Source organism: Streptomyces sp. NBC_00207, assembly GCF_045160965.1.
Taxonomy (GTDB): Bacteria; Actinomycetota; Actinomycetes; order Streptomycetales; family Streptomycetaceae; genus Streptomyces.
The window spans coordinates 6,391,217-6,415,648 of the sequence record NZ_CP130715.1; the positions used below are offsets into that span (position 1 = coordinate 6,391,217).

General features: G+C 72.8%; 20 protein-coding genes and 1 pseudogene. 13 read left to right on the plus strand and 8 right to left on the minus strand.

What is annotated here, in order from left to right:
- Window positions 1-213: 213 nt before the first annotated feature.
- The 6 genes from OG472_RS30345 (at window position 214) to OG472_RS30370 (ending at window position 6,875) form a co-directional block, all read left to right on the plus strand.
- The gene (locus OG472_RS30345; protein WP_405832078.1) at window positions 214-2,394 is read left to right on the plus strand and encodes a putative bifunctional diguanylate cyclase/phosphodiesterase; all 2,181 of its coding nucleotides are present in this window, start codon (window positions 214-216) and stop codon (window positions 2,392-2,394) included.
- A 255-nt stretch (window positions 2,395-2,649) separates the two neighbouring features.
- Window positions 2,650-2,946: an Asp-tRNA(Asn)/Glu-tRNA(Gln) amidotransferase subunit GatC gene (gene gatC, locus OG472_RS30350; protein ID WP_030030671.1), complete on the plus strand. Its 297-nt coding sequence runs from the start codon at window positions 2,650-2,652 to the stop codon at window positions 2,944-2,946.
- 5 nt (window positions 2,947-2,951) lie between these two features.
- Complete coding sequence (gene gatA, locus OG472_RS30355; protein WP_401612099.1) at window positions 2,952-4,445, plus strand: Asp-tRNA(Asn)/Glu-tRNA(Gln) amidotransferase subunit GatA; 1,494 nt, start codon at window positions 2,952-2,954, stop codon at window positions 4,443-4,445.
- A gap of 5 nt (window positions 4,446-4,450) precedes the next feature.
- The gene (locus tag OG472_RS30360) at window positions 4,451-4,684 is read left to right on the plus strand and encodes a hypothetical protein (protein WP_319722110.1); all 234 of its coding nucleotides are present in this window, start codon (window positions 4,451-4,453) and stop codon (window positions 4,682-4,684) included.
- A gap of 16 nt (window positions 4,685-4,700) precedes the next feature.
- The gene (gene gatB, locus OG472_RS30365; RefSeq protein WP_401612102.1) at window positions 4,701-6,212 is read left to right on the plus strand and encodes an Asp-tRNA(Asn)/Glu-tRNA(Gln) amidotransferase subunit GatB; all 1,512 of its coding nucleotides are present in this window, start codon (window positions 4,701-4,703) and stop codon (window positions 6,210-6,212) included.
- A 129-nt stretch (window positions 6,213-6,341) separates the two neighbouring features.
- Entirely contained in the window at window positions 6,342-6,875 is a 534-nt protein-coding gene (locus OG472_RS30370; protein WP_401612105.1) for a hypothetical protein, read from the plus strand.
- A 23-nt stretch (window positions 6,876-6,898) separates the two neighbouring features.
- Here OG472_RS30370 and OG472_RS30375 read toward each other — a convergent pair whose 3' ends face one another.
- From OG472_RS30375 to OG472_RS30385, 3 genes are all read right to left on the minus strand, one after another.
- Window positions 6,899-8,758, minus strand: a complete 1,860-nt coding sequence (locus OG472_RS30375) for a protein kinase domain-containing protein (protein WP_405942261.1) — start codon at window positions 8,756-8,758, stop codon at window positions 6,899-6,901.
- Window positions 8,759-9,152: 394 nt separating this feature from the next.
- A complete protein-coding gene (locus OG472_RS30380) occupies window positions 9,153-9,770 on the minus strand; it encodes a GNAT family N-acetyltransferase (protein ID WP_405942262.1) in 618 nt (205 codons plus the stop codon).
- Window positions 9,767-11,935: a penicillin acylase family protein gene (locus tag OG472_RS30385; protein WP_405942263.1), complete on the minus strand. Its 2,169-nt coding sequence runs from the start codon at window positions 11,933-11,935 to the stop codon at window positions 9,767-9,769. Before OG472_RS30385 ends, OG472_RS30380 begins: the two co-directional genes overlap by 4 nt.
- 48 nt (window positions 11,936-11,983) lie before the next feature.
- Here OG472_RS30385 and OG472_RS30390 point away from each other — a divergent pair, with 48 nt between their 5' ends.
- On the plus strand, window positions 11,984-12,724 hold the full coding sequence (locus OG472_RS30390; RefSeq protein WP_405832086.1) for a siderophore-interacting protein: 741 nt from the start codon (window positions 11,984-11,986) through the stop codon (window positions 12,722-12,724).
- 63 nt (window positions 12,725-12,787) lie between these two features.
- Here the strand turns inward: OG472_RS30390 and OG472_RS30395 are convergent, their stop codons facing one another.
- Both OG472_RS30395 and OG472_RS30400 read right to left on the minus strand, forming a co-directional pair.
- Window positions 12,788-13,288 (minus strand): DinB family protein, encoded by a 501-nt coding sequence (locus OG472_RS30395; RefSeq protein ID WP_405832088.1) that lies wholly within the window; start codon window positions 13,286-13,288, stop codon window positions 12,788-12,790.
- 88 nt (window positions 13,289-13,376) lie between these two features.
- On the minus strand, window positions 13,377-14,180 hold the full coding sequence (locus OG472_RS30400; RefSeq protein ID WP_405943220.1) for a GNAT family N-acetyltransferase: 804 nt from the start codon (window positions 14,178-14,180) through the stop codon (window positions 13,377-13,379).
- A 61-nt stretch (window positions 14,181-14,241) separates the two neighbouring features.
- On the opposite strand from OG472_RS30400, the pseudogene OG472_RS30405 reads away from it, so the two are divergent.
- The 6 genes and pseudogenes from OG472_RS30405 to OG472_RS30430 form a co-directional block, all read left to right on the plus strand.
- Window positions 14,242-14,613 (plus strand): annotated as a pseudogene (locus OG472_RS30405) (signal peptidase I); the annotation flags it as partial.
- A 245-nt stretch (window positions 14,614-14,858) separates the two neighbouring features.
- Window positions 14,859-17,108: an MMPL family transporter gene (locus OG472_RS30410; protein WP_405942264.1), complete on the plus strand. Its 2,250-nt coding sequence runs from the start codon at window positions 14,859-14,861 to the stop codon at window positions 17,106-17,108.
- Between the two features lie 39 nt (window positions 17,109-17,147).
- A complete protein-coding gene (locus OG472_RS30415) occupies window positions 17,148-17,702 on the plus strand; it encodes a GNAT family N-acetyltransferase (protein ID WP_383563422.1) in 555 nt (184 codons plus the stop codon).
- 109 nt (window positions 17,703-17,811) lie between these two features.
- Window positions 17,812-18,393: a hypothetical protein gene (locus OG472_RS30420; protein ID WP_405942265.1), complete on the plus strand. Its 582-nt coding sequence runs from the start codon at window positions 17,812-17,814 to the stop codon at window positions 18,391-18,393.
- Window positions 18,394-18,560: 167 nt separating this feature from the next.
- Window positions 18,561-18,752 carry a hypothetical protein gene (locus tag OG472_RS30425; protein WP_383563428.1) on the plus strand — a complete coding sequence of 64 codons (192 nt, stop codon included), beginning with the start codon at window positions 18,561-18,563 and terminating at the stop codon, window positions 18,750-18,752.
- A gap of 59 nt (window positions 18,753-18,811) precedes the next feature.
- Window positions 18,812-21,883, plus strand: coding sequence for an AAA family ATPase (locus OG472_RS30430; RefSeq protein WP_405942266.1), 3,072 nt, complete (start codon window positions 18,812-18,814; stop codon window positions 21,881-21,883).
- On the opposite strand, the gene OG472_RS30435 is transcribed toward OG472_RS30430, so the two are convergent.
- The 3 genes from OG472_RS30435 to OG472_RS30445 form a co-directional block, all read right to left on the minus strand.
- Window positions 21,846-22,016 (minus strand): DUF6191 domain-containing protein, encoded by a 171-nt coding sequence (locus tag OG472_RS30435; protein ID WP_383563899.1) that lies wholly within the window; start codon window positions 22,014-22,016, stop codon window positions 21,846-21,848. The genes OG472_RS30430 and OG472_RS30435 overlap by 38 nt on opposite strands.
- Window positions 22,017-22,067: 51 nt before the next feature.
- Entirely contained in the window at window positions 22,068-23,303 is a 1,236-nt protein-coding gene (locus tag OG472_RS30440) for a PQQ-dependent sugar dehydrogenase (protein WP_401612126.1), read from the minus strand.
- A 106-nt stretch (window positions 23,304-23,409) separates the two neighbouring features.
- Window positions 23,410-24,417: an aldo/keto reductase gene (locus tag OG472_RS30445; RefSeq protein ID WP_401612129.1), complete on the minus strand. Its 1,008-nt coding sequence runs from the start codon at window positions 24,415-24,417 to the stop codon at window positions 23,410-23,412.
- Between the last annotated feature and the right edge of the window lie 15 nt (window positions 24,418-24,432).

The following is a 24,432-nucleotide window of genomic DNA, read 5'->3' on the forward strand; positions in this document are numbered from 1 at the left end:
CCAAACTCACCCGTTCGGCGGATACCGTACTGATGAGGATGGCTGGGTCGCATTCGGGCAACCACTGCCGACCGCTGCCCCTGGGACCCTCCCGCGTCCTACTGTTGAGGGGTGCGCCTGTCGTGCACGGCTGCAGGATGCGATCCGGCCGTGGTGGCATGACATCGGGGCCATCGCGTGACATCGGCATCGCCGGCTGTGAGAGGTACGGGCATGAAACCCACCGAAAGCGCCGACCCGTCACCTGAATTCGGCGGGGAACTCCCGTCCATGCGGGCGGGCAGGCTCGGAGTCCTGGGTGCCAGGACACCGGAGACCCGACCGATCGACACCGACGCGGGCGGACAGGGGCGGCGCGGCGTGCTGCCCTTCCTCGTCGTGGGCCTCTCGGTCGTGGCCCTCGGCGCAGGCATCGTGTCCGCGCTGAACGGCCGTCATGCGCTGTTCCCCGGCGGGACGGTCGGCTGGGCGCTGGCCCTCCTCACCGGCATCATCGTCGGTCACCTGGTCGCACTTGGCCGTGACCGCTGGTGGGGCGGCACCGGATCCGGCGCCGCGCTCACCCTCGGCGTGCTCCTCCTCTACGGCTGGGTGCCCGCGGGACTCGTCTCCCTGGCCGTCGTCTCGCTGGTCGGGGCCGCGCGCCGGCACCGCTGGCGGCAGGGCCTGCTGCACGGCTCCGTCGACATCCTCGGCATCGGCGCGGGAGCCCTCGTACTCGCCGCCTTCGGGGTGACGCCCTCCGTCGAGACCCCCTGGCTCCCCACCACCTGGGGACTGGAGGCGGTCCCCGAGGTCGTCCTCGTCGCCGTCGCCTACCTGCTCGTCACGCGCGTCCTCCTCTGGATCGCACTGAACCCGCGCGGCGACGGCCTGCCGACGGTCGCCCGCACCGCCCTGCTCCGGCAGGCCTTAGTCGCGGTGGCGCTGCTCGGCATCGCCCCCCTGATCTGCGTCGTCGCCGTCACCCAGCCGGTCCTGCTGCCGCTGTTCGCCGTACCGCTGATCGCACTGGACTCCACCCTGTGGATCGCCCGGGCGCGCGCCGAGGAACAGCTGCGGGACCCGCTGACCGGGCTGCCGAACCGGCAGTGGCTGCTGGAGCGCGCCTGGTCCGCCCTGGACGAGGCTGAACGTTTGGGCACCCGGGCAGCTCTTGTGCTGATCGACCTGGACCGATTCCGGGCGGTCAACGACACCCTCGGCCACCTGGCGGGCGACCGGCTGCTGCTCCAGATCGCCGACCGGCTGCGCCAGGCCCTGCCCGAGGAAGCCGAGGCTGCCCGGCTCGGCGGCGACGAGTTCGCCGTGCTGCTCCCCGTCACCGACTCCACCACCAGCGCCCAGCGGGTCGCCCGCCACCTGGTCGCGGAGCTCAGCTCCCCCCTCGACCTCGACGGCCTCACCCTCGTCCTGGAGGCCAGCGCCGGCCTCGCCGTCTTCCCCGACCACGCGCTGGACGCGGAGGGGCTGCTGCGGCGCGCGGACGTGGCGATGTACCAGGCCAAGCGCGACCGTACGGGCGTGGAGGTGTACGAGTCCAAGCGGGACAGCAACACCCCCGACCGCCTGGGCCTCCTCGGCGACCTCCGCAGAGCCCTGGACGCCGGCGAAGTGGAACTCCACTACCAGCCGAAGGTCCGCTTCGACGGCCAGGTGGCCGGGCTCGAAGCCCTGGTGCGCTGGGTGCACCCGGAACGGGGGCGGGTGTCCCCGGACGAGTTCATCGCGATCGCCGAGACCTCCGGGCTGATGCCGCACCTGACGGAGTACGTACTGGAGACCGCCCTCGCCCAGGTGGCACGGTGGCGGGCCCAGGGCCTGAAGGTCCCCGTGGCCGTCAACGTCTCGCCGCGCGACGTCCACACCCCGGGCTTCGCGGGTGCGGTGGCCGCCCGACTGGCCCGGCACGGGGTCCCGGCCAGCGGGCTGCAGCTGGAGATAACGGAACACGTCCTGCTGGAGGACCCCCAGCGGGCGGCCGACACCATGGCCGGGCTCACCGGCCACGGCGTGAAGATGTCCCTGGACGACTTCGGAACGGGCTACTCCTCGCTGGTCCACCTGAGGCGGCTGCCGGTCAGCGAGCTGAAGATCGACCGCTCCTTCGTGGGCCGGCTGGCCGTCGACGCGCAGGACGCGGAGATCGTCCGCTGCACCGTGGACCTCGCGCACTCGCTCGGCCTGCTGGTCGTCGCCGAGGGCGTGGAGGACGACGAGACGTGGGAGCGGCTGCGGGACCTGGGCTGCGACGCGGTGCAGGGGTGGCTGGTCGCCGCCGCGATGCCGCCGCAGGAGGCCACCGCCTGGCTGCTGGCCCGCGGCGAACGCGGCTGGCGCCGCCCGGCCGACATCTCGGCGGAACTGGCCGCGGCCGAGGCCGACGCGGTCTGATCCTGCCGCGCCGCTGCTGGGGCTCCGCCCCAGACCCCGCGCCTCAATCGCCGGCGAGGCTGAATCCAGCCCCGCCGGCGATTGAGTGGGGGTCCCCCCGGACGAAGTCCGGGGGAGGGTCCGGGCAGCGCCCGGGAGGCTCCGCGCAGCGGCGCCGTTCAGGCATCGGGCCAAACCGTTTCGCAGGCCGGGGGCCGGGCCCCATAGGATTGGGTCCGAAACCCAAACATCCACCCACCCCCAGAGGATCGCTGCATGCCTGGCATTACGCGCGAGGAGGTCGTCCACCTCGCTCGGCTGGCGCGCCTTGAGCTGTCCAGCAACGAGCTGGATCACTTCGCCGGACAGCTCGACGACATCATCGGCGCGGTCGCCCGCGTTTCCGAGGTCGCCGACCAAGACGTCCCGCCGACCTCCCACCCGCTGCCGCTGACGAACGTCATGCGCGCGGACGAGGTCCGTCCGTCGCTCACCCCCGAGCAGGCGCTCTCCGGTGCTCCCGCCCAGGAGCAGCAGCGTTTCAAGGTGCCGCAGATCCTGGGGGAGGACTAACAGCCATGGTCGACATCATCAAGCTCACGGCCGCCGAGACCGCCGAGAAGATCGCCTCCGGCGAGCTCACGGCCGTCGAGGTGACCGAGGCCCACCTGGCCCGCATCGACGCCACCGACGAGAAGGTCAACGCCTTCCTGCACGTGGACCGCGAGGGCGCCCTCGCGCAGGCCCGCGCCGTCGACGCCAAGCGCGAGCGCGGCGAGAAGCTCGGCCCGCTGGCCGGCGTCCCGCTCGCCCTCAAGGACATCTTCACCACCGTCGGGGTCCCGACCACCGTCGGTTCGAAGATCCTCGAAGGCTGGATCCCGCCCTACGACGCCACCCTGACGCGCAAGCTGAAGGAAGCCGACGTCGTCATCCTCGGCAAGACCAACATGGACGAGTTCGCCATGGGGTCCTCCACCGAGAACAGCGCCTACGGCCCCACCGGCAACCCCTGGGACCTCACCCGGATCCCCGGCGGCTCCGGCGGCGGCTCCGCGGCGGCCCTCGCCGCCTTCCAGGCCCCGCTGGCCATCGGCACGGACACCGGCGGCTCCATCCGCCAGCCCGCCGCCGTCACCGGCACGGTCGGCGTGAAGCCCACGTACGGCGGTGTCTCCCGCTACGGCATGGTCGCCTTCTCCTCCTCCCTCGACCAGGGCGGGCCCTGCGCCCGTACGGTCCTGGACGCGGCGCTCCTCCACGAGGTCATCGCCGGCCACGACCCGATGGACTCCACCTCCATCGACGCCCCGGTCCCGCCGGTCGTCGAGGCCGCCCGCAACGGCTCGGTCGCCGGCATGCGCGTCGGCGTGGTCAAGCAGTTCGCCGGCGAGGGCTACCAGGCCGGCGTCGTCCAGCGCTTCAACGAGTCGGTGGAGCTCCTCAAGGAGCTCGGCGCCGAGATCGTCGAGCTGGACTGCCCGTCCTTCGACCTCGCGATGGCCGCGTACTACCTGATCGCGCCGTCCGAGTGCTCCTCGAACCTGGCCCGTTTCGACGCCATGCGCTACGGCCTGCGCGTCGGCGACGACGGCACCAAGTCCGCCGAGGACGTCACCGCCCTGACCCGCGAAGCCGGCTTCGGCGACGAGGTCAAGCGCCGCATCATCCTCGGCACGTACGCGCTCAGCTCCGGCTACTACGACGCGTACTACGGCTCCGCCCAGAAGGTCCGCACCCTCATCTCGCGGGACTTCGAGAAGTCCTTCGAGCAGGTCGACGTGATCGTCTCCCCGACGACCCCGACCACCGCCTTCCCGATCGGTGAGCGCACCGACGACCCGCTGGCGATGTACCTCGCGGACCTGTGCACCATCCCGACCAACCTGGCCGGCAACTCCGCCATGTCGCTCCCCTGCGGCCTGGCACCGGAGGACGGTCTCCCGGTCGGGCTGCAGATCATCGCCCCGGCGATGAAGGACGACCGGCTCTACAAGGTCGGTGCAGCCGTCGAGGCCGCCTTCGTCGCACGTTGGGGTCACCCGCTGCTCGAGGAGGCTCCGTCGCTGTGAGTGCCATGGCAAAGAAGGCCAAGAACTTCAAGAAGTCGAAAACCGGCGTCTACGTCTCGCTGGCCACCACCGCGTTCGGCGCCGTGAGCGTTGCCAAGCAGGCCAAGCTTGCCCGCAGCGACGGCGACGTCCTGCGGCTGATCGACGCCGCCGTGTCCGCCGCCGCCATCGTCACCGGCCTCGCGATCCTGTACCGCGAGCTGAAGCGCCTGGGCGACGACGACGTCCTGCTGGGCTGAGAGGGAAAGTTTCACCGTGACCTTCACCGAACTGCTGTCGTACGAGGACGCTCTCGCCTCGTTCGACCCCGTCATGGGCCTCGAGGTCCATGTCGAGCTCGGCACCAAGACGAAGATGTTCTGCGGCTGCTCCACGGAGCTGGGCGCCGAGCCCAACTCGCAGACGTGCCCGACCTGCCTCGGCCTGCCCGGCTCGCTCCCGGTCGTCAACGCGATCGGCATCGAGTCCGCCATCAAGATCGGCCTCGCGCTGAACTGCGAGATCGCCGAGTGGTGCCGCTTCGCCCGGAAGAACTACTTCTATCCGGACATGCCGAAGAACTTCCAGACCTCCCAGTACGACGAGCCCATCGCCTTCAACGGCTACCTGGACGTCCAGCTGGAGGACGGCGAGATCTTCCGCGTGGAGATCGAGCGCGCCCACATGGAGGAGGACACCGGCAAGTCGCTGCACGTCGGCGGCGCCACCGGCCGTATCCACGGCGCGTCCCACTCCCTGCTGGACTACAACCGCGCCGGCATCCCGCTCATCGAGATCGTCACCAAGCCCATCGAGGGCGCGGGCGAGCGGGCCCCCGAGGTCGCCAAGGCGTACGTCGCCGAGCTGCGCGAGGTCATCAAGGCGCTCGGCGTCTCCGAGGCCCGCATGGACAAGGGCCAGATGCGCTGCGACGTGAACCTGTCGCTGCGCCCGACGCCCGAGTCCGAGTTCGGCACCCGCAGCGAGACCAAGAACGTCAACTCGCTGCGCTCCGTCGAGCGCGCCGCGCGCTTCGAGATCCAGCGCCACGCGGCCGTGCTGACCTCCGGCGGCTCGATCGTGCAGGAGACCCGGCACTTCCACGAGGAGGACGGCTCCACCACGGCCGGCCGCATCAAGGACAACGCCGAGGACTACCGGTACTTCCCGGAGCCCGACCTGGTCCCCGTGGCCCCGGCCCGTGCATGGGTCGAGGAGCTGCGCGGCGGTCTGCCCGAGATGCCGCGCGTGCGCCGCAACCGGCTCCGCGAGGAGTGGGGCGTCACCGAGCACGACATGCAGTCGATCCTCAACGCGGGCGCGGTGGACTCCATCGTCGCCACGATCGAGGCGGGTGCCGACTCGGCCGCCGCGCGCAAGTGGTGGATGGGCGAGCTGGCCCGCAACGCGAACGAGCAGGGCGTCGTGGTCGACGAGCTGCCGATCACCCCGGTCCAGGTGGCCCGGGTCGCGGCCCTGGTCGCCGACGGTTCGCTCAACGACAAGCTGGCCCGCAAGGTCCTCGAAGGCGTCCTCGCCGGCGAGGGCACCCCGGACGAGGTCGTCGAGAAGCGCGGCCTGAAGGTCGTCTCGGACGAGGGCGCGCTCGGCGCGGCCGTGGACGAGGCCATCGCCGGCAACGCGGCCATCGCGGACAAGATCCGCGGTGGCAAGATCGCCGCCGTCGGCGCCCTGGTCGGCGCGGTCATGAAGACCACCCGTGGCCAGGCCGACGCGGCACGCGTCAAGGAGCTCATCCTGGAGCGCCTGGGCGTCTCCGAGGGCTGAGCCCCGCACCGCTGAACGCCCGGAGGCCCCGCACCCGTCGGTGCGGGGCCTCCCTGCGTCTCCCGCAGACTGGACCACCGGGGGCGGGTACGGAGGAGTACCGGCCGAGGGGGATCACGGAGGTGGCCGGTGGAGATCAGCGCGGTGCTCATCGCGGTGACGGGTGTCGTGGGCACGCTGGGAGCGGCGCTGCTCACCCAGCGGGGGTCCGAGCGGGCGAAGCGGCGGGAGATAGAACTGCTGCGGGGGCAGGAGGAGGTGCGGGAGAGCCTGGCGCTGCGGCGGTCCTGCTACGTGGAGCTCAACCGTGATGCCCGGCAGTTCACCACGGCCCTCAACCGTCACCTGCACGTCATGCGGGAGCGTCGTGTCGAGGACGCCGACCGCGAGGCCCTCGACGCGGCGAAGGCCGCCCACCGCGACCGGTACTCCGAGGCGCAGATGATCGCCCCGGACGAGGTGCTCGCCCGCGCCATGACGGTCAACAGGGCCATCAACGATGTGTACGGCCAGGTCAAGCGCCTGGAGCGAGGTGCCCCCGAGCCGGGCGAGACGCCTGAGACCGCGAGCAGGGCGAAGGACGAGATCTGGGGGCTCATCTCGGCGATGCGCACCGCGATGCGCGAGGACCTCGGGGTGTCGGACGGCTCCCTCGCCGGTTGAGGGAGCCCGCCGTCGTGGTGCCGTCAGCGCTTGAGGACCGGCGCCGCGAGCACCGCGTTGCCGCGGCCCTTGCAGCCCTCCTCCACCTTGATCCGCAGTCGCAGGGCCCCTTCGATGTTCAGGGACTTGGTGACCGGCTTGCCCAGGTGGACGAGCTCGGAGAAGAGCGCCGGCTTGTCGTCCACGGAGATGGTGAGCCGGGCCTGCTCGACGGTCGAGCCGTCGTCGATGCCCGCCGTGAACTCCAGGGTCTTCCAGGCGCGGTTCACGTCGTACTCGACGGCCGCGCCGTAGTAGCAGCTGCCGAGCAGGGTCGCCCCGTACTCCTTCGTGTTCAGCTTGGCGGAGCCGACCTCGAAGTTGTCGGCCGAGCCCACCGAGGACAGCACGGTCAGGTCGGCGACGTTGCTGTCCTTGACCGAGCCCGGGTCGGCCGGGCTGGCGGAGGCGTCCGGGCTCGTGGAGGACTCGGGGGCGGATTCCTTCGGGGACGCCTGCGCGGACGGGGTGGCCGTGGGCGACGGAGTGGAGGAGGCCTGGGCCGAGCTCGCCGCGCCGGGCTTCCCGTCCGCCGCGGTGTTCTCCTTGTCTTTGTCGTCGAAGAACCGTACGCCGGCCACCGCGAGCGCCGCGATGACCACGACGGCGGCCACCGAGCCCAGGACCAGCCCGGTGCGCCTCCGCTTGCCGGGGCGGGGAGGCTCCGGAGCGGGGGACGGCGTCGGCGCCGGCTGGTACGCCGCGGGGCCGTACCCGGGCGGTACGGAGCCGGGCACGGTGGCCGGCCCCGGATCGGGGGCTGCGACCGGCGCCGTCGGCACGTACGCCACCGCGGGCGTCGGCGTCGGTGTCGCCGTCGGTGTCGAGGCCGCCGCCGGGGGCGAGGCGGGCGGGGCGGTGGGCTGCGGCGGCAGCACCGGCTGGGGCGGCGCCACCGGCCTGGCCGGAACCGCGTCCTGCACGGTGGCCGCCCGCTGCGAGGTGGAGGTGGTCGTGGAGACCACGGCGTGGCGGACGTCCTTCATCCAGCCGGCCAGGTTCACCGGCCGCTTCCCGGGGTCGGCCGCGTAGATCGAGGCGATCCGCGCCCGCTGCTCGGCGTCCAGCACGGCGATCTGCGGCAGTGCCGTCAGCGCGTGCGCCAGCTGCTCCGGGGTGGCGGGCGGCGACTGCCCGCTCAGCAGGAAGTAGGCGATCGCCCCGAAGGCGTACCGGTCCGTGCCCGGCGTCCGCTTGCCGTCGAAGACCTCGGGCGCCGCGTAGCCCGGGGTGAACCAGACCTCCGCCGTCTGGTGGTCGGCGGTCAGCTTGCTGAGGCCGAAGTCGACGAGCGTGGCCTGCCCGTGGGCGTCGACCATCACATTGCCGGGGGAGAGGTCGCCGTGGATGACCTGGCGCCCGGAGGGGGTGGCCTTCCCCGAGTGCAGCCAGTCCAGTACGTCGGCCAGCTGCTCCAGGGTGCGCATCACCTCGCGCCGCTCGGCGGCGGTGGCGAGCGTCCGCTCGGCCCGCCAGTCCCGCAGGTCCAGGCCGTCGACGTGGTTCATCACGAGGACGAGCGCGCGCCCGGTCAGGGTCGAGGACTCCCCGGGCCGGTGGATCGGCGGCCCTTCGAAGTGCTCGCGCACGCCCACGACGCCGGGCCGGTGGACGAAGCGCAGCAGTTCGGCCTGCTCGTTCCACTTCTGGCTGATGCGGTCGAAGACGTCGGGCGTGATGGTCGTCTTGGAGTCGAGCACCTTGACGACCACGGGCTCGGATCCGCCGGCGAGCTCGATCTCCGCGAGATAGAGCACGGCCTCCCCGCCGCGCCCGATGGACCGGAGCAGGCGGTACCGGTCGGCCGCCGAGTCCGGTCCGATGTGCAGGTTCTGACTGGTCAATGTCCCCCACCTCAACCCACTTTGAGAGGGCATCAGCTTCCCGGGGCGAGGCGTGCGGGGTCAATGGGAATCGGGATCCCCATCGGGGCCGCTCTTTCTGTAGCGATCGGTAAGCCGTTCGGGTGGCGTTCTTTCTGAAGTGACCGTCACGGAAATCAGGGCTCGCCCACGGCGCCGGGGGTTCGGTGGGGTCGAACCTCGGGCCGGTCCTGGACGCCCGGCGAGCTGTGGTCCGAGCCGGCCCGGCGCGGGGAGGACGAACTGCTCGCGCGGTTCCTCGCACCCCTTGCGTCCCAGCGGGAACTGACCGGCGCGCTGCCGGGCGCACGGCTCGCGGAACTGCCCACGGGGCAGCTTCCGTTCGCCGAGCGCCCGGCCGAATGGGCTGCTCTGGTCAGCGAGGTCCTGACACGGAACCCCGCGCGGTGAAGAACGCCAGGCGGGCCTGCTTGGCGGGGAGGTAGACCTCGGGCAGGTCGATCTCCGGGAGTTCGACCTCCGGTCCGAGCGTGAAGCCGGTGCGCTCCATCAGGGCGATGGCCTTGACGTTGCGGGAGTCAGGTTCGACGACCACGCGGCGGGTGGAGGCGTCGGAGAACACGAACGAGATGAACGCGGTCATCAGGGCCGCGGTGTAGCCGTGCTGGACCGCGCCTTCGGCCGGGCCGATCAGCAGGTGCGCGCCGACGTCCCCGGGCTGCACCTCGTAGCACTCGCTGACCCGGTCCTCCGCGCAGTCGTACGTCTGGAAGAGCGCGACCCGCTCGCCGTCGCGGCTGACCATGAACGCGTGGTGGGTGGTGCGCCGGTCGACGTCCTCGTAGATCTCCTGGACCAGCTCGCGGCTGGCCTCGCCCATGCCCCAGAAGCGGGCCCGCTCCTGCGTCACCCAGCTGTGGATCAGGGCGGAGTCGGCGGCCGGGTCGACGGGGGTGAAGACGACGGTGCCGAAGCCCTCGACGTGCTGGGTGTGGACGGGCTGTCTGACGGAGGCGGAGGCGGGGGCGGTCATATCGATTCCTTGGTGAGCCGGGTCCAGTCGGTGACGACGGGGACGAGTTCGCAGTCAGCCCACAGCGGGAGCTGGTCGCGGTGGTGGGGTGAGCCGGTGACGCCGTCCGCACCGAGCGGGACGGCCCAGAGGCTGTCCTCGCGGCGGGCGAGGTCCCAGACGTAACGGGCCGCCGATGCGCGGGCGGTGCGGTCGGTGAAGCCCGGGACGGAGGAGGTGGCGTTCACGCAGTCGTGGTCGCCGCCGAGGCCGGGCCAGTCCACGGCCTCCTGGTCGGGCAGCGCCTGCCAGGGGGCGAGGCGGTGCACCTCCGACCAGGGGGCGTCGGGGGCGCCCGCGGCGGCCGTCTCCTCCAGGGCGGCGCGGACGTGCGCCGCCTGGTCGAGTCCGGGGACGAGGGAGGTGGTGAGCAGGCCTTCGAGGGCGTACCCGATGCGGGGGACCAGGTACAGCCAGGGGTGGAACACGTCCGGGCCGGTCGGCGCCCCCCACAGCTTCGCGAAGACGGGGTCGGCGGCGAAGCGGCGTACCGTCGCGGTCCGGAAGGCCGAGAAGACGGTGGCGTCGGTGCTGTCGGCCGCCATGTGCCGGTCCCAGGCCAGCAGCCGCTCGCGCAGGGCCTGCGCCGCCGGGGTCAGGCCCTCGAAGCCGGGCAGCAGGGCGAGCAGGGGCGCCGCCGAGGCCAGGTGCGTGTCCCGGTGTACGTCGGCCATCGCCTTCGGGGACCAGTCCGCGGAGCCGCTGAGCAGCTCGCGGATGCGGTTGGCGCGGTGCGGGGGCGCGAACTCCACGCCGAGCGGGGAGGCGATCCCGCGCGCGTTGGCCATCACGGCGAAGCCCTGCACGGGCTCGGCGGGGGTCGGGGCCCAGCCCTGCCAGGCGTGCCCGGGCTCCCAGGCGGGCACGGGGCGCAGCCGGTTGGTGCGGTGGCGCAGCGGCACGGCGCCCGCGACGCGGTGCAGCAGCCCGCCCGAGGTGTCGGCGGCGTGCACGACGTTGACCGGCTCGGCCCAGCCGTCGAGGGCGCGGTCGATGTCGGCGACCGTGCGGGCGCGCAGGAGGGCGGGGAGGGCGGCGAAGCCGAGGTCCCGGCGGACCCGGGGCGGGTAGCGGAGGGAGAGAGTCTGTGCGCTGCCGTCGGTGTGGGCTCCGGCGTGCGCGTCGGCCCCGGTGTCCCCGTCCGCGTGGATGATCACGGGGCCGCGGGCGGTCTCCAGGATCTCCACCTCGACGTCGTCGCCGCCTGCCACGGTGATGGTCTCGGTGTGGCGGGCGACGGGCTCCCAGGCGCCGTCCGGGCCGAGCGCCTCGAACGCGGAGCCGGCGCCGCGGCGCAACTGCTCGACGTACAGGTCCTGGTAGTCGGCCATCGCGTTGGTGATGGCCCAGGCGGCGGTGCCGGTGTGTCCGAAGTGGGCGAGGCCCGGGACGCCGGGGACGGCCAGGCCGAGGACGTCGTAGTCCGGGCAGGAGAGACGTATCTGCTGGTAGACGCCCGGGTCCTCGATGAACCGGTGCGGGTCGCCCGCGATGATCGCCGAACCGGTGGCGGTGCGGTCGCCCGGCACCAGCCAGCCGTTGCTGCCGGCGGTGCCGGGGCCGTCGGTGGCGAAGAGGGTGACCGCCTCGTCGCCGAGGGCGCGGGCCACCCGTTCGCGCCACAGCTTGGTGGCGAAGCCGGCGAACAGGATGTGCGTGGCGATCCAGATGGCGAGCGGCACCCACGGCTCCCAGGGGGCGGGGGCGAGACCGGTGCGGGCGAAGCGCTCGTCGCGGGCGGCGCCCTCGGCGAGCCCGTCGTTGACGCCGTCCACGTACGCGCGGACCCAGGCGGCGGTGCCGGGATCACCGGCTTCCATGGCCTCGTAGCAGAGGCGGGCGGTGTCGGCGAGACGGCACTGGCGGGCGAAGCGGTCCCAGCCGACGGAGTCCGGGCCGAGGAAGGAGGCGCTGGAGCCCTGGGCGCGGTGCCGTTCGACCTCCAGCTGCCAGGCGCGGTCGAAGGCCGTGACGCGGCCCTGGGCGTGGGCGAGCCGGAGCTCGTCGGATGCGCGGAGGTGGGGGATGCCCCAGGGGTCGCGGAAGACCTCGTACGATGCGGAGGCCTCCGCGTCGTTCTCGCTGCTCACACTGCTCACGCTGCTCACACTCTCCCCAGGGTGCATTAGGTTAGGCTGCCCTAACTATAGGCGCGTACAGGGGAGGGGCTGGACATGGCGGTCGGTAAGGGCTGGGAGGGCGTGGTCCTCAAGCTCATGCGGGGCAAGGACTTCACGTTCACGGTCACGGGGGCGGAAGACGTCACGGAGCACTACCGCCGGGTGTACTTCACCGACGGCGGGCTGCTGGCGGCCGCGGGTGAGTCGCTGCATCCGACGATGTGGGTGCGGGTCTGGTTCGAGGGCGCGGGCCGTCCGCACCAGCGGGCCTACACGCTGGTCGACCCGGATCCCGAAGCGGGCACGTTCTGCTTCGAGTTCGCCCTGCACGACGGGGTCGCCAGCGCCTGGGCGCGCGGCGCCCGGCCGGGTGACTCGATCGAGGCCACCGTCCAGGGCACGGGATTCACCGGCCCCGTCCCGGCCCCCGAGCGCCTGCTGGTCATCGGCGACCCGGCCTCCCTCCCGGCGATCAACTCGCTGCTGGACGCGTACCCGCAGACGCCGGCGACCATCTGGTTCGAGACGCAGCACACCTCGGACGCGGAACTGCCGGTACGGGGGGACGCGGGCCTGCGCGACATCCGCCGCGTGCCGCGGGGCGGCGCGGCGCTGACCGACCGGGTCCGGGCCGAACTGCCGGAGCTGCTCGGGGACCCGGAGTCGGCGTACGTCTGGCTGGCCTGCGACACGGCGACGACGCGCGGCCTGACGGCGTACCTGCGCAAGGAACTCGCGCTGCCGAAGCACCGGGTGAACGGGCTGGGCTACTGGCGGCCGGGCACCGGCGGCTAGACGGGAGCCGGGCCGGTCCGTGCCGGCCGGAGGCGGCCCCGGTCCGCGCCGGCCGGAGGCGGCCTACGCGCCCGTGGTGCCGTCGATCGCCTCGCGGAGGAAGTCGGCGTGGCCGTTGTGGCGGGCGTACTCGTGGATGAGGTGGAGCATGACCAGGCGCAGCGAGGCCTCCTCCTGCCAGCTCGGCACGTACGCCTTCACGTCCAGGGACTCGGCGGCCGACTCGATCCGGCGGGCGTGCGCGACCTCGTCCCGCCACGCGGTGAAGGCCTCGGTGCGGCTGGAGCCGGAGGCGTCGTAGGCGGCCTGGAAGTCGTGGGTGTCCGACCACAGGTGCGGGAGGTCCTCGCCGCCCAGGACGCGGCGGAACCAGTGGCGCTCGACCTCGGCCATGTGCCGGACCAGGCCCAGCAGGGACAGCGCGGACGGGGGCATCGAGCTCCGGCGCAACTGCTCGTCGCTGAGGCCCTCGCACTTCCAGGCGAGGGTGGCCCGGTGGTAGTCGAGAAAGGCCCGGAGGGTTTCGCGCTCGTTGCCGGTCAGGGGCGGGCTGATGCGTTCCATGCGGGCGATCTTGCCCGTTGACCCCGGTCCGGGGAACCCCGCCGGGGAGGCGGACCGCATGAGCCCGCACACGGGCGGGGCGCGGAGGTCAGGCGGGGCCGGCGGCCGTCCACATGTACGGCACCGTCACGCCCAGGACCCCGAAGCCCAGCCGTTCCAGGATCGGCCGGCTGTCGTCCGAAGCGTCCACCTGGAGGTAAGGGATGCCGCGCTCCGCCGCCGAGCGGGCGCGGTGGGCCACCAGCAGGCGGTAGATGCCGCGGCCGCGCCACCGAGGCAGCGTGCCGCCGCCCCAGAGGCCCGCGAAGGCGGTTCCCGGCCGCATCTCCATCCGGGCCGCGCTCACCGGGGTGTCGCCGGCCATCGCCAGCACCGCGGCGATGCACTCCGGCTCGTTCCGCACCTGGTCGAGCAGGTGCTCCCGGATCCGCGGCCGCTCGGTTCCGAAGGCCCCCGCGTGGACCTCCATCATCAGGTCGACCCCGGCCTCGTCCGTCACCACCCGCAGGGTGATCCCCTCCGGCGGATCCACCGGCAGCCGCGCGAGTTCGGCCGTCCGTCCCACCATCAGGGTCTCCGGCGGCTCGGGCACGAGGCCGGCCGCCCGCAGCCGTGCCCCGAGATCCGCCGGCCCGTCGTGGTCGTACAGCTTCCACTCGAACTCGGGACATCCGCGTTCCGCGAAGAACGCCACCTGCGTGGCGATCTCCGCATCCGCGTCCTCCTCGCCGAGGTCCGACCAGAGCACGCCGTTCCACCCGAGCCCGGGCGCGCTCTGCCGTACGACCCGGCCCGCCCGCTCCACCCGGGCCTGCGCGCTGTCCGGCTGCGCCCCCTCGCGCACCTCCGCGTCGTAGCGGGCGCGTACCTTCAGAAGTTCACCGAGATCCATCGTCATCAGCCCCAGCCGACCAGTTTCCGGCCGCCCGGCACAACTGCATTAGCCTCACCCCGTGAACGACGACTCCACCATCTACACCGGCAAGGCCACCCCCGATGCCGCCGCCGACCGAGGCTGGCTGCTGGGCCACTTCAAGGACCCCGCCGATCCCCGTCACAGCGAGGACGTGGAGATCAAATGGGGCGTCCACCCGAAGGGCGACGAACGGGAGCGGTGGGCGACAGCCGAGAAGCGCACCGCACTGCTGGTGCTGATCAGCGGACGCTTCCGGCTGGAGTTCCCGGGGCGGACCGTCGTCCTCGCCGAGCAGGGGGACTACGTGCTCTGGGGCCGGGGCGTCGACCACTCCTGGTACGCGGAGGAGGACGCGGTGGTCCTCACCGTCCGCTGGCCGTCGATCCCCGGCTACCGGGTGGACGAGCCCGACGAACAGGCGGCCGCCCGCCAGGCCGTCCCCGTGACCGAGGTCGCGCACCTTCCCGCCCCCTGTGACGATGCACACGAAAAGGGCCAACGATCACTAAACGCTGAGATCGTGTAGGTGTAGACCATCTGGTGCGAATCCCCGGGGCGATCCCCCGGGCGCTCGCCCACGTCTGCACGAGTTCATGCGTTCTTTGCGACGGGCCGCCTCCCGGTGAAGACCCGAACCATCAGGGAGCACGTCCGTTGGCAGTAATCGCACGCTGGTGCATGCGCCATCGTCTCCTCACCGTCCTGATCTGGCTGCTCGCGCTCGGTGGGACCGCGGCGGCCGCAGGCACCGCCGGATCGGCCTTCTCCAACGACTACGAGGTCCCCGGCACCGAATCCGGGAGGGCGCACGACCTCCTCCGCGAGGGCTTCCACGGCCAGGGCGGCGACACCGACACCATCGTGTGGCGGGCCCCGGACCATCAGAGCGCGCGCACCCCGGACATCGAGCAGCGCATGACCCGGGCACTCGACGCCGTCGCCGCACTCCCGGGCGTCGGATCGGTCGCCGGACCCTACGGCCCGGGCCCCGAGAGCGCCGCACGGATCAGCCCCGACGGACGCACCGCCTATGCCGTGGTGACCTTCGACCAGCAGGCGGACTCCGTACCCAAGGCCCAGGCCAGAGCCGTCGTCGACGCGGCGAAGAACCCCGCCACCGAGGCCGGCGGCCTGCAGGTCGAACTCGGCGGCCGCGCCATCCAGCTCACCGAGGCCCCCACCGCACACCTCGCCGAGGTCATCGGCGTGGCCGTCGCGGCCCTGGTCCTCTTCCTCGCCTTCGGCTCGCTCGCCGCGAGCCTGATGCCCATCGCGACCGCCCTGGTCAGCGTGGGCACCGCTTATTTCGGCATCACCCTCCTCGGGCACGCGATGCCCGTCGCCGACTTCGCGCCGATGCTCGGCACCCTCGTCGGCCTCGGCGTCGGCATCGACTACGCCCTCTTCATCGTCACCCGGCACCGCAAGGGCCTCGCGCGAGGCCTCCCCGTCGAAGAGGCGGCCGAGAACGCCGTCGCCACCACCGGCCGGGCCGTCGTCTTCGCCGGCGCCACCGTCTGCATCGCCCTGCTCGGCATGCTCGTACTGAGACTGAACTTCCTCAACGGCGTCGCGATAGCCGCCTCCGTGACGGTCGTCCTGACCGTCGCCGCCTCGGTCACCCTGCTGCCCGCCCTCCTCTCGTACATAGGCACACGCGCCCTCTCGGGCCGCGAGCGCCGCAAACTCGCCGCCGAGGGCCCGCAGCCCGCACAGACCTCCGGCTTCGCCGCCCGCTGGTCCGTCTTCGTGGAACGCCACCCCAAGCTGCTCGGCCTCGTCGCCACCGCGGTCATGCTGGTGCTGGCCCTGCCCACCCTCTCCCTCCACCTGGGCACCTCCGACCAGGGCAACAACCCCGCCACCTCCACCACCCGCAAGGCCTACGACCTGCTGGCGGACGGATTCGGGCCCGGCACGAACGGCCCGCTCACCGTCGTCGCCCGGCTGGACGGCGCCGGCGACCGGCTCGCCGTCGACCACCTCGCGGAGGCACTCCGTACGACGAAGGGCGTCGCCGCCACCGGCACCGCCGTCCTCAACCGCAGCGGGGACACCGCCGTCCTGACCGTCGTGCCGGACTCCGCCCCCCAGTCCAGGGCCACGAGCGACCTCGTCGACACCCTCCGCCAGGACGTCATCCCGCGCGCCGGACACGCCAACTCCATGGAGGTCCACGTCGGCGGTGTGACCGCCGCCTACGACGACTTCGCCGAGGTGATCATCGGCAAGCTGCCGCTCTTCGTCGGCGTGGTCATCGCCCTCGGCTGCGTGCTCCTGCTGCTGGCCTTCCGCTCCATCGGAATCCCGGTGAAGGCGGCGGCCATGAACGTCGCCGCCGTCGCCTCCTCCTTCGGCGTCGTGGTCGCGATCTTCCAGTGGGGCTGGGGGAGTGAACTGCTGGGCCTGGGCAGCGCCGGCCCCATCGAACCCTTCCTCCCCGTGATCATGGTGTCCGTCCTCTTCGGCCTGTCGATGGACTACCAGGTCTTCCTCGTCAGCCGGATGTACGAGGAGTGGCTGGAGACCGGCGACAACCGGCGGGCCGTGCGCGTGGGCCTCGCCGAGACCAGCCGGGTCATCAACTCGGCGGCCGTGATCATGATCTCCGTCTTCCTCGCCTTCGTCCTCAGCGGCGACCGGATCATCGCGATGTTCGGCATCGCGCTCGCCGCGGCCGTGGCCCTCGACGCCTTCGTGCTGCGCACCCTCCTCGTCCCGGCCCTCATGCACATGCTCGGCGGCGCCAACTGGTGGCTGCCCGCCTGGCTCGACCGGCGGCTGCCCAGGATCAGCATCGAGCCCCCCGAATGCCGCCCGCATGCGAAACTTCCGGCACAGCGGACCGCCGCGGTCCCCGCCACGAGCGAGGACGGTGCCGAGCCCGCCACCACCTCCAGGTGATCCGGCCACCCGCCGCCCGAGACCCAAGGAAGACCGCGCATGTTCTCGATAGACCTCGCCGACGACGCCCAGCTGTTCCCGCTGGAGGCCCGGCACGCCGAGGAGTTCTTCGCCCACATCGAACGCGGACGCGAGTACATCGGCCAGTACGTCGGCTTCCCGGACCGGTCGCCCGACCTCGACTCCGCCCGGGCCTTCCTGGCCAAGTACGCGGTGAAGGCCGGGGAGGACGGCGCCCGGTTCTTCGGCATCCGGCTCGACGGCACCCTCGTGGGCGGGGTCCTCTTCCCGGCCTTCGACGCGGACGGCGGCAACTGTGAGATCGGCTGCTGGCTGGAGCCCGCCGCGGCCGGCCGGGGCCTGGTGACCAAGGCCTGCCAGGTCCTCATCGACTACGCCTTCGGCGAGCGCGGCATGCACCGCGTCGAATGGCACGCCGCAACCGGCAACAAGAAGAGCCTGGCCGTGGCCGAACGCCTCGGCATGACCCGCGAGGGCGTCATGCGGCAGAACTACCTGCACCGCGGTGTCCGCCAGGACACCGAGGTCTGGTCGCTCCTCGCCCACGAGTGGTCCGCGGCCCGCTCTGCCTAGTCCGGATCGACCGGGTGCCGGCCCGGGCCCCGCCGACCGCGGGGCCCGTAGTGGCCGCGACCAGCGGATTCTCAGAAAACTCTCAGACAGGGCGCCTACGGTGCCCCGCATGGACACCACGAAGACCCCCGCAGCGAACGCCACCGAGGCGGACGCCGCCCCGGTCGACCTCGAAAAGACCGAGGTCACCCAGCCCGCCGAGGCCGAGGCCGAATCCGACTCCGTACCCACCGACGCGGCCCCGGAGGACGAGGCCTTCGCCGACGAGGCGGACGAGGACGAGGCCGGGCAGCCGGGCCACGTCGGGTCCGCTGCCTTCGCGGTCATCGCCGCGGGGCTGGGCGTCGTCGCCCTCAGCGGCAGCTGGGTCGCCGGCATCGTGTCCGAGCGTGCGAGCATCGCCGCCCGGCTCGAGCTGAGCCAGGCCGCCGATGCCAACGCGCAGATCGCCGCCCAGTTCGTCGACCCGTGGCACACCACCGCGATGGTGAACGGCGTCTTCTCCGCCCTCGCCCTGATCATCGCCACCTTCGTGCTGGCCCTCCCCGCCTTCAGCACCCCCGAGCGCATCCTCCCCACCTGGGTGCGGTCCGTCTCCTGGGCGGGCGTCGGACTGGGCGCCCTCGGCGTACTCCTCTTCGTCCTCATGTACTTCGACCTCCTCCTCGCCATCCCGAAGGCGGCGGGCTAGGTACTGCCTTAGGCGAACTCGGCCTGGTCCGGGCAGCTCCACGCCCGGACTAAGGCCCCCTGGCCCCGGCAGATGCGGCATGCGACCGATGTGCCGGCACCCCCTGGGACGCGAATCTTGGATCACACCGAACGAGGTGCCCGAGAAACGCCACCAGGGAGAACGAGATGTTCGAGTACGAGATCGCCGCCACCGTCCGCACCGCCGACCTCCTCCGCGAGGCCGCCGCGTACCGCACGGGCCGGGACGCCGGGAAGGCGCGCCGCGCCTCCTTGCGAAGCCTTGAACCGCGAGGGTCGGTGAGAGCACTCCGCGGCCGCCTCGCCCGCACCGCGGGCCACGCGCCCCGCACCGTGTGAACCGATGCGTGATGAGAAGCGCACGACAATCGAGTGCCGCCGCGCCGGACGGCTGTGCGATGCTCGGCGACGTGGAGACCAGATCTGTCAGCCCGGTGTTCGTCGGCCGAGCCGACGAACTGGCCGTACTCACCGGCGCACTGACCCGCGCCGACGGCCAGGAGCCGCAGGCGATGCTCATCGGCGGTGAGGCGGGGGTCGGAAAGACCCGCCTCACCGAGGAGTTCATCTGCGCGGCGGAACGCCGCGGCGCCGTCGTCGCCGTCGGAGGCTGTGTGGAGATCGGGGCGGAGGGACTTCCCTTCGCCCCCTTCTCGACGGCCCTGCGCGCACTGCACCGCATGCTCCCCGAGGAACTGGCCGCCGCCGCCACCGCCGGCCAGGAGGACGAACTCGCCCGCATCCTCCCCGAACTCGGCGACACCCCCCGGGGCCCGCACGACGAGGAGAGCACCGCCCGGCTCTTCGAACTGACGGCCCGGATGCTGGAGCGGCTGGCCGCCGACCGCACCGTCGTCCTCGTCCTGGAAGACCTCCACTGGGCGGACACCTCCACCCGGCACCTGCTCTCCTACCTCTTCCGCACCCTCGGCAGCGGCCGGCTCGTCGTCGTCGCCACCTACCGCGCGGACGACGTCCACCGCCGCCACCCGCTGCGCCCCCTCCTCGCCGAACTCGACCGGCTCCGCACGGTCCACCGCATCGAACTGGCCCGTTTCAACCGGGCGGAGGTGCGCCGCCAGCTCGCCGGCATCCTCGCCGCGCAGCCCGACGAGGACTTCGTCGACTCCGTCTTCGACCGGTCCGACGGCAACGCCTTCTTCGTCGAGGAACTCGTCGCCTCCCGGGAGAGCGGCTGCGTCACCGGACTCACCGAATCCCTGCGCGACCTGCTCCTCGTCCGCGTCGAGGTCCTGCCCGACGAGACCCAGCGCCTGGTCCGGATCGTCGCCGAAGGCGGCTCCACCGTGGAGTACCCGCTGCTGCGCGCCGTCGCCGGGCTCACCGAGGACGAGCTGATCGAAGCGCTGAGGGCCGCGGTCGGGGCCAACATCCTGCTCGCCACCCCCGACGGCGACGGCTACCGGTTCCGGCACTCGCTCGTCCGCGAGGCCGTCAGCGACGACCTGCTGCCCGGCGAGCGGGCCCGGGTCAACCGCCGCTACGCCGAGGCCATGGAGGCCGACGAGTCGCTGATCCGCTCCGGCGAGCGGGTCATCCGGCTGGCCAGCTACTGGTACCAGGCGAACGACCCCGCCAAGGCGCTGCCCGCCGTACTGGCCGCTTCCGTGGCGGCCCGCCGCCGCCACGCCTACTCCGAGCAACTGCGCCTGCTGGAGCGGGCCATGGACCTGTGGGACAGCGCTCCGGAGGAGGTCCGCGAGGCGCTGCGCCCGGCGGACTACACCGAGGTGTACCCGCCGTGCGGCTGCGGAGACTCGGCCGCCACCCCGCTCCAGCGGATCGACCTGCTGGCCGAGGCCACCGTCGCGGCACGCTACGGCGGAGAGCGCGAACGCGCCCTGAAGATCACGAAGACGGCACTGCGCCTGCTGGAGGAGGAGCGCGACTCGCTGCGGGCCGCGTGGTTCTGGACCGAGCGCTCCCGGCTGGTCGCCAGCCTCGGCCGCGGCGACGGCTGGGAGGAGATAGCCAAGGCGCAGGACCTCGTCCGGGGGCTGCCCCCGTCCCAGGTGCACGCCGAGGTCCTGGTCCGGGCCGCGAGCTGGGGCATGCTCCACCAGCCGGGCCCCGACAACCTCGCCGCCGCCGAACGCGCCGTCGAGTACGCGCGCATGCTCGGCGTCGAGGACACCGAGCTCAATGCCCGGATCACGGTCGGCTGCCTGCTCACCGACTCCGGCGACGGCTCGGCCGGACTCGCCGAGCTGTACGCGGTCAAGGAGCGGACCACGAAGCTCGGTCTCGCCAAGCTGACAGGGCGCGTGCATGTGAATCTCACCTCTCAGTTGGAAAGCATGGGCCGGTCCCGCGAAGCCGTGGAACTGGCCGAACAAGGGGCCGAACTGGTCAGGAAGTCCAGGCTGTTGGACAGCGAGGCCTGGGTCTGCGGAAACATGGCCGAGAGCCTCTACAGCCTCGGCCGCTGGGACGAGGCCACCGAGGCGGCCCGTCGCGCCCTGCGCGTCGGCCAGAGCGCGGCCCCGCGCGGCTCCGGCTCCGCACGGCTTGCCTACCTGGCCCTGGCCCGTGGCGAGTTGACCGAGGCGGCCCAGCAGCTCGCGGCCGCCCACGCCCACTTCGGCACCCACGACGTCCAGCCCCAGCACCGGATACCGCTCTACCGCCTCGCGATCGGGCTCGCCGCGGGGGAGGGCCGGATCGCCGACGTGCGCGCCGAGACGGCCGCCGCCATCGCCTACGGGTTCCCGCTCGGCCAGCACCGCTACGCCTGGCCGCTGCTGCTCGCCGCCGCCTCCGCCGAGGCGGACGCCCGCGGCCTCCCGGCCGCCGACGCCGGCCGGGACTGCGCCCTGGGCATGCTGCGCACCGCCGCCCGCTCCCTGGCCACCCCGGTCCCGCTGTGGACCGCCCACGCCGAGTACGTCCGGGCCGAGCTGCTCCGGGCCGAGGCCCGGGACACCCCCGCCGACTGGACCGCCGTCGAGGAAGCCGTCCGTCCGCTGGAGCGCCCGTACCTGCTGGCCCGGGCCCGCCACCGGCTCGCCGAGGCGCTGCTGGCCGCCGGCGGCGAACGGGAGCCCGCGGCCGCACTGCTCCGCGAGGCCTACGCCACCGCCGAGCGGATCGGCTCACGCCGGCTGCGCGAGGACCTGGCCCTGCTCGCCCAGCGCGCCCGGCTCCCGCTGACCGACACCGACGCGCCCGCCGCTCCGCCCGCCCCGCAGACCGATCCGGCCGAGGCCCTGGGCCTGACCAGCCGCGAGCGGGACGTACTGCGCCTGGTGGCGGCCGGCAGCACCAACCGCAAGATCGCCGAGGAGCTCTTCATCTCCCCGAAGACGGCGAGCGTGCACGTCTCGAACATCCTGGCGAAGCTGGGTGTCGCGGGCCGCGGCGAGGCGGCCGCCCTCGCCCACCGGCTGCGGCTCTTCGTGCCGCCCGTCCCGGTCAGCTCCCGTCCGGAGGCTGCTCGGCAGGGCGTATGAGCACCCTGCCGGATTCGAGGTCTATCGGCCCCCGTCCCGGATCGTTGTCATTGACATCGGTCCGGGACAGCTCCAGCCGCTTCTTCTCCTCGTTCGTGTGCTTGCGCCCCGGGTTGAACAGCTCCTCGATCATGTTGAACACCGTGCCCACCGTCCCTGTGGTCCCCTTCCGGGGACGTGCTGGTCACCGCACCGTCAGTGTCAGGATCCTGTCGTCGCCCGCCTCCGGCGAGCCGCGGCCGTCCGTCTCGCTCGTGACCAGCAGCAACCGGTCCCCGCCGAGGGCCACCACCGTCCGCAGCCGGCCGTACTGCCCCTCCAGGAAGGCCTCGGGCTCCGCCACCGGTTCCGTGCCGGCCAGCGGTATGCGCCACAGCCGGTTGCCCTTCAGCGCGGCCATCCACACCGAACCCTCCGCCCAGGCGATCCCGCTCGGCGAGGCCTCGTCGGTCTTCCACACGGCCACCGGATCCCGGAATCCGGGCTTCCCCGCCTTCCCCTCGGCCTCGGGCCAGCCGTAATTCGCTCCGGGCTCGATCAGATTCAGCTCGTCCCAGGTGTTCTGGCCGAACTCGGCCGCCCACAGCCGCTTGTCCTTGTCCCAGGCGAGGCCCTGCACATTGCGGTGCCCGTAGGAGTAGACGACCGAATCCGCCTCCGGGTTGCCGTGCACCGGATCCCCGTCCGGGGTCATCCGCAGGATCTTGCCGCCCAGGGACTTCTTGTCCTGCGCGAGCCCCTTGTCGCCGGTCTCGCCCGTCCCCGCGTAGAGCATCTTGTCCGGGCCGAAGGCGATCCGGCCGCCGTTGTGCACGAGGCCCTTGGGGATGCCCCGGAACACGGTGTCCGGTGCGCCCAGTTGCTGTCCGGGGGCTCTGTGCTCGTCGTACCGCAGCCGGGCGATGCGGTTGTCGGACTCGGTCGTGAAGTACACGTACACCAGCCGGTCCGAGGCGAAGGAGGGCGACAGCGCGAGGCCCATCAGCCCGCCCTCGCCGCCCGGGGCCACCCCCGGCACCTCACCGATCTGCGTCACCGTGCCCGAGCCCACCGCGACCCTGCTGATCGTCCCCTTGTCCCGCGAAGCGACCAGCAGGTCCCCGCCCGGCAGCTCGGCCACACCCCACGGCGACTCCAGACCCTTGGCGACCTCGCCGGTGACCGTCACCGCGCCCTTCGCAGGCGGCCCGGTGGCCTCCGGTGTGGCGGACGCGCTCCCCGAGGGGCCCGCCGACCCGGCGCCGGCCGCGGCCGCGCCCGGTGGAGAGCTCCCATGCTCCGCTCCGGGGGCGCCGGCCGGCGAGCATCCCGCCGCCAGGAGGGCGCCGCACCCCGCCAGTGCCACCACCGCCAGCGCGCCCCGGCGCCGCACGCCCGGCGCCTCGTACCCCACGTGCGCGGGAGAACTTCCGAATCGCATCGCCCTGCTCCCTTCCGGTCCTCCGATCGTGCCCCTTCACCCGTCTCAACAGCTGCGGCAGTTCCCGAAGTTCCACCACTCGTACACTCGATCGAGTGGTTGTCGGTCAGTCCCAGGCTCCCACCTCGACCGGCAGGGCCGCGATCTCGGCCAGGTCCCCGGCCGAGAGCCGCACCTGCGCCGCCCGCGCGTTCTCCGCCGCCCAGTGCGCCCGGTCGGCCCCCGGCACCGGCACCACCTGCGGCCCCTGCGCCAGCACCCATGCCAGGGCCACCTGCGCCGCCGTGACCTCCGCCCCGTGCCGCCGCGCCACCCGCCGCAGCCCCGCCACGAGCACCTGGTTCGACGCCATCGCCGCCGCCGTGAACCGCGGATGCCTGGCCCGCACGTCCTGCGGCTCGAAGCCCTCACCCGGCGTGAGCGTCCCGGTGAGGAACCCGCTGCCCAGCGGCATCGCCGCCAGGAACCCCACCCCGCGCGCCGCACACCACGGCAGCAGCTGCCACGCCGCCTCCGGCGACCACACCGACAGCTCCGCCTGCACCGCGCTCACCGGGAACACCTGCTGCAGCCGCTCCAGGTGCCGCAGCGTCGTCCGGTACCCCCGGTCCCCGCTGCGCCCCGCCCCCGGCCCGGCCCCGGCGCCCAGTGCGCAGAAGCCGAGGGCGCGCACCTTCCCCGCACCCACCAGCTCCGCCATGGCACCCCACGTCTCCTCCACGGGCACCTCCGGATCCACCCGGTGCAGCTGGTAGAGGTCTATGACGTCGGTCCGCAGCCGCCGCAGCGAGGCGTCGCAGGCCCGCCGCAGATAGCCGGGCCGCCCGTCGGCGACCACGTGCTGGTCGCCCGCCCGCAGACCCACCTTGGCCGAGACGAACGCCTCGGACCGCCGCTCCCGCAGCACCCGCCCCAGCAGCAGCTCATTGGTGAACGGCCCGTACACGTCGGCCGTGTCCAGCAGGTTCGCCCCCAGGTCCAGCGCCGTGTGCACGGCCGCCAGCGACTCCTGGCCCCGCCGCCGCGAAGGCGCGTACGCCCAGCTCATCGGCATACAGCCGAGGCCGACGGCGCCCACGGTCAGCGCCCCCGCCCCGATCGACCTGCGCTCCACCGCTGCGTCCTCCTC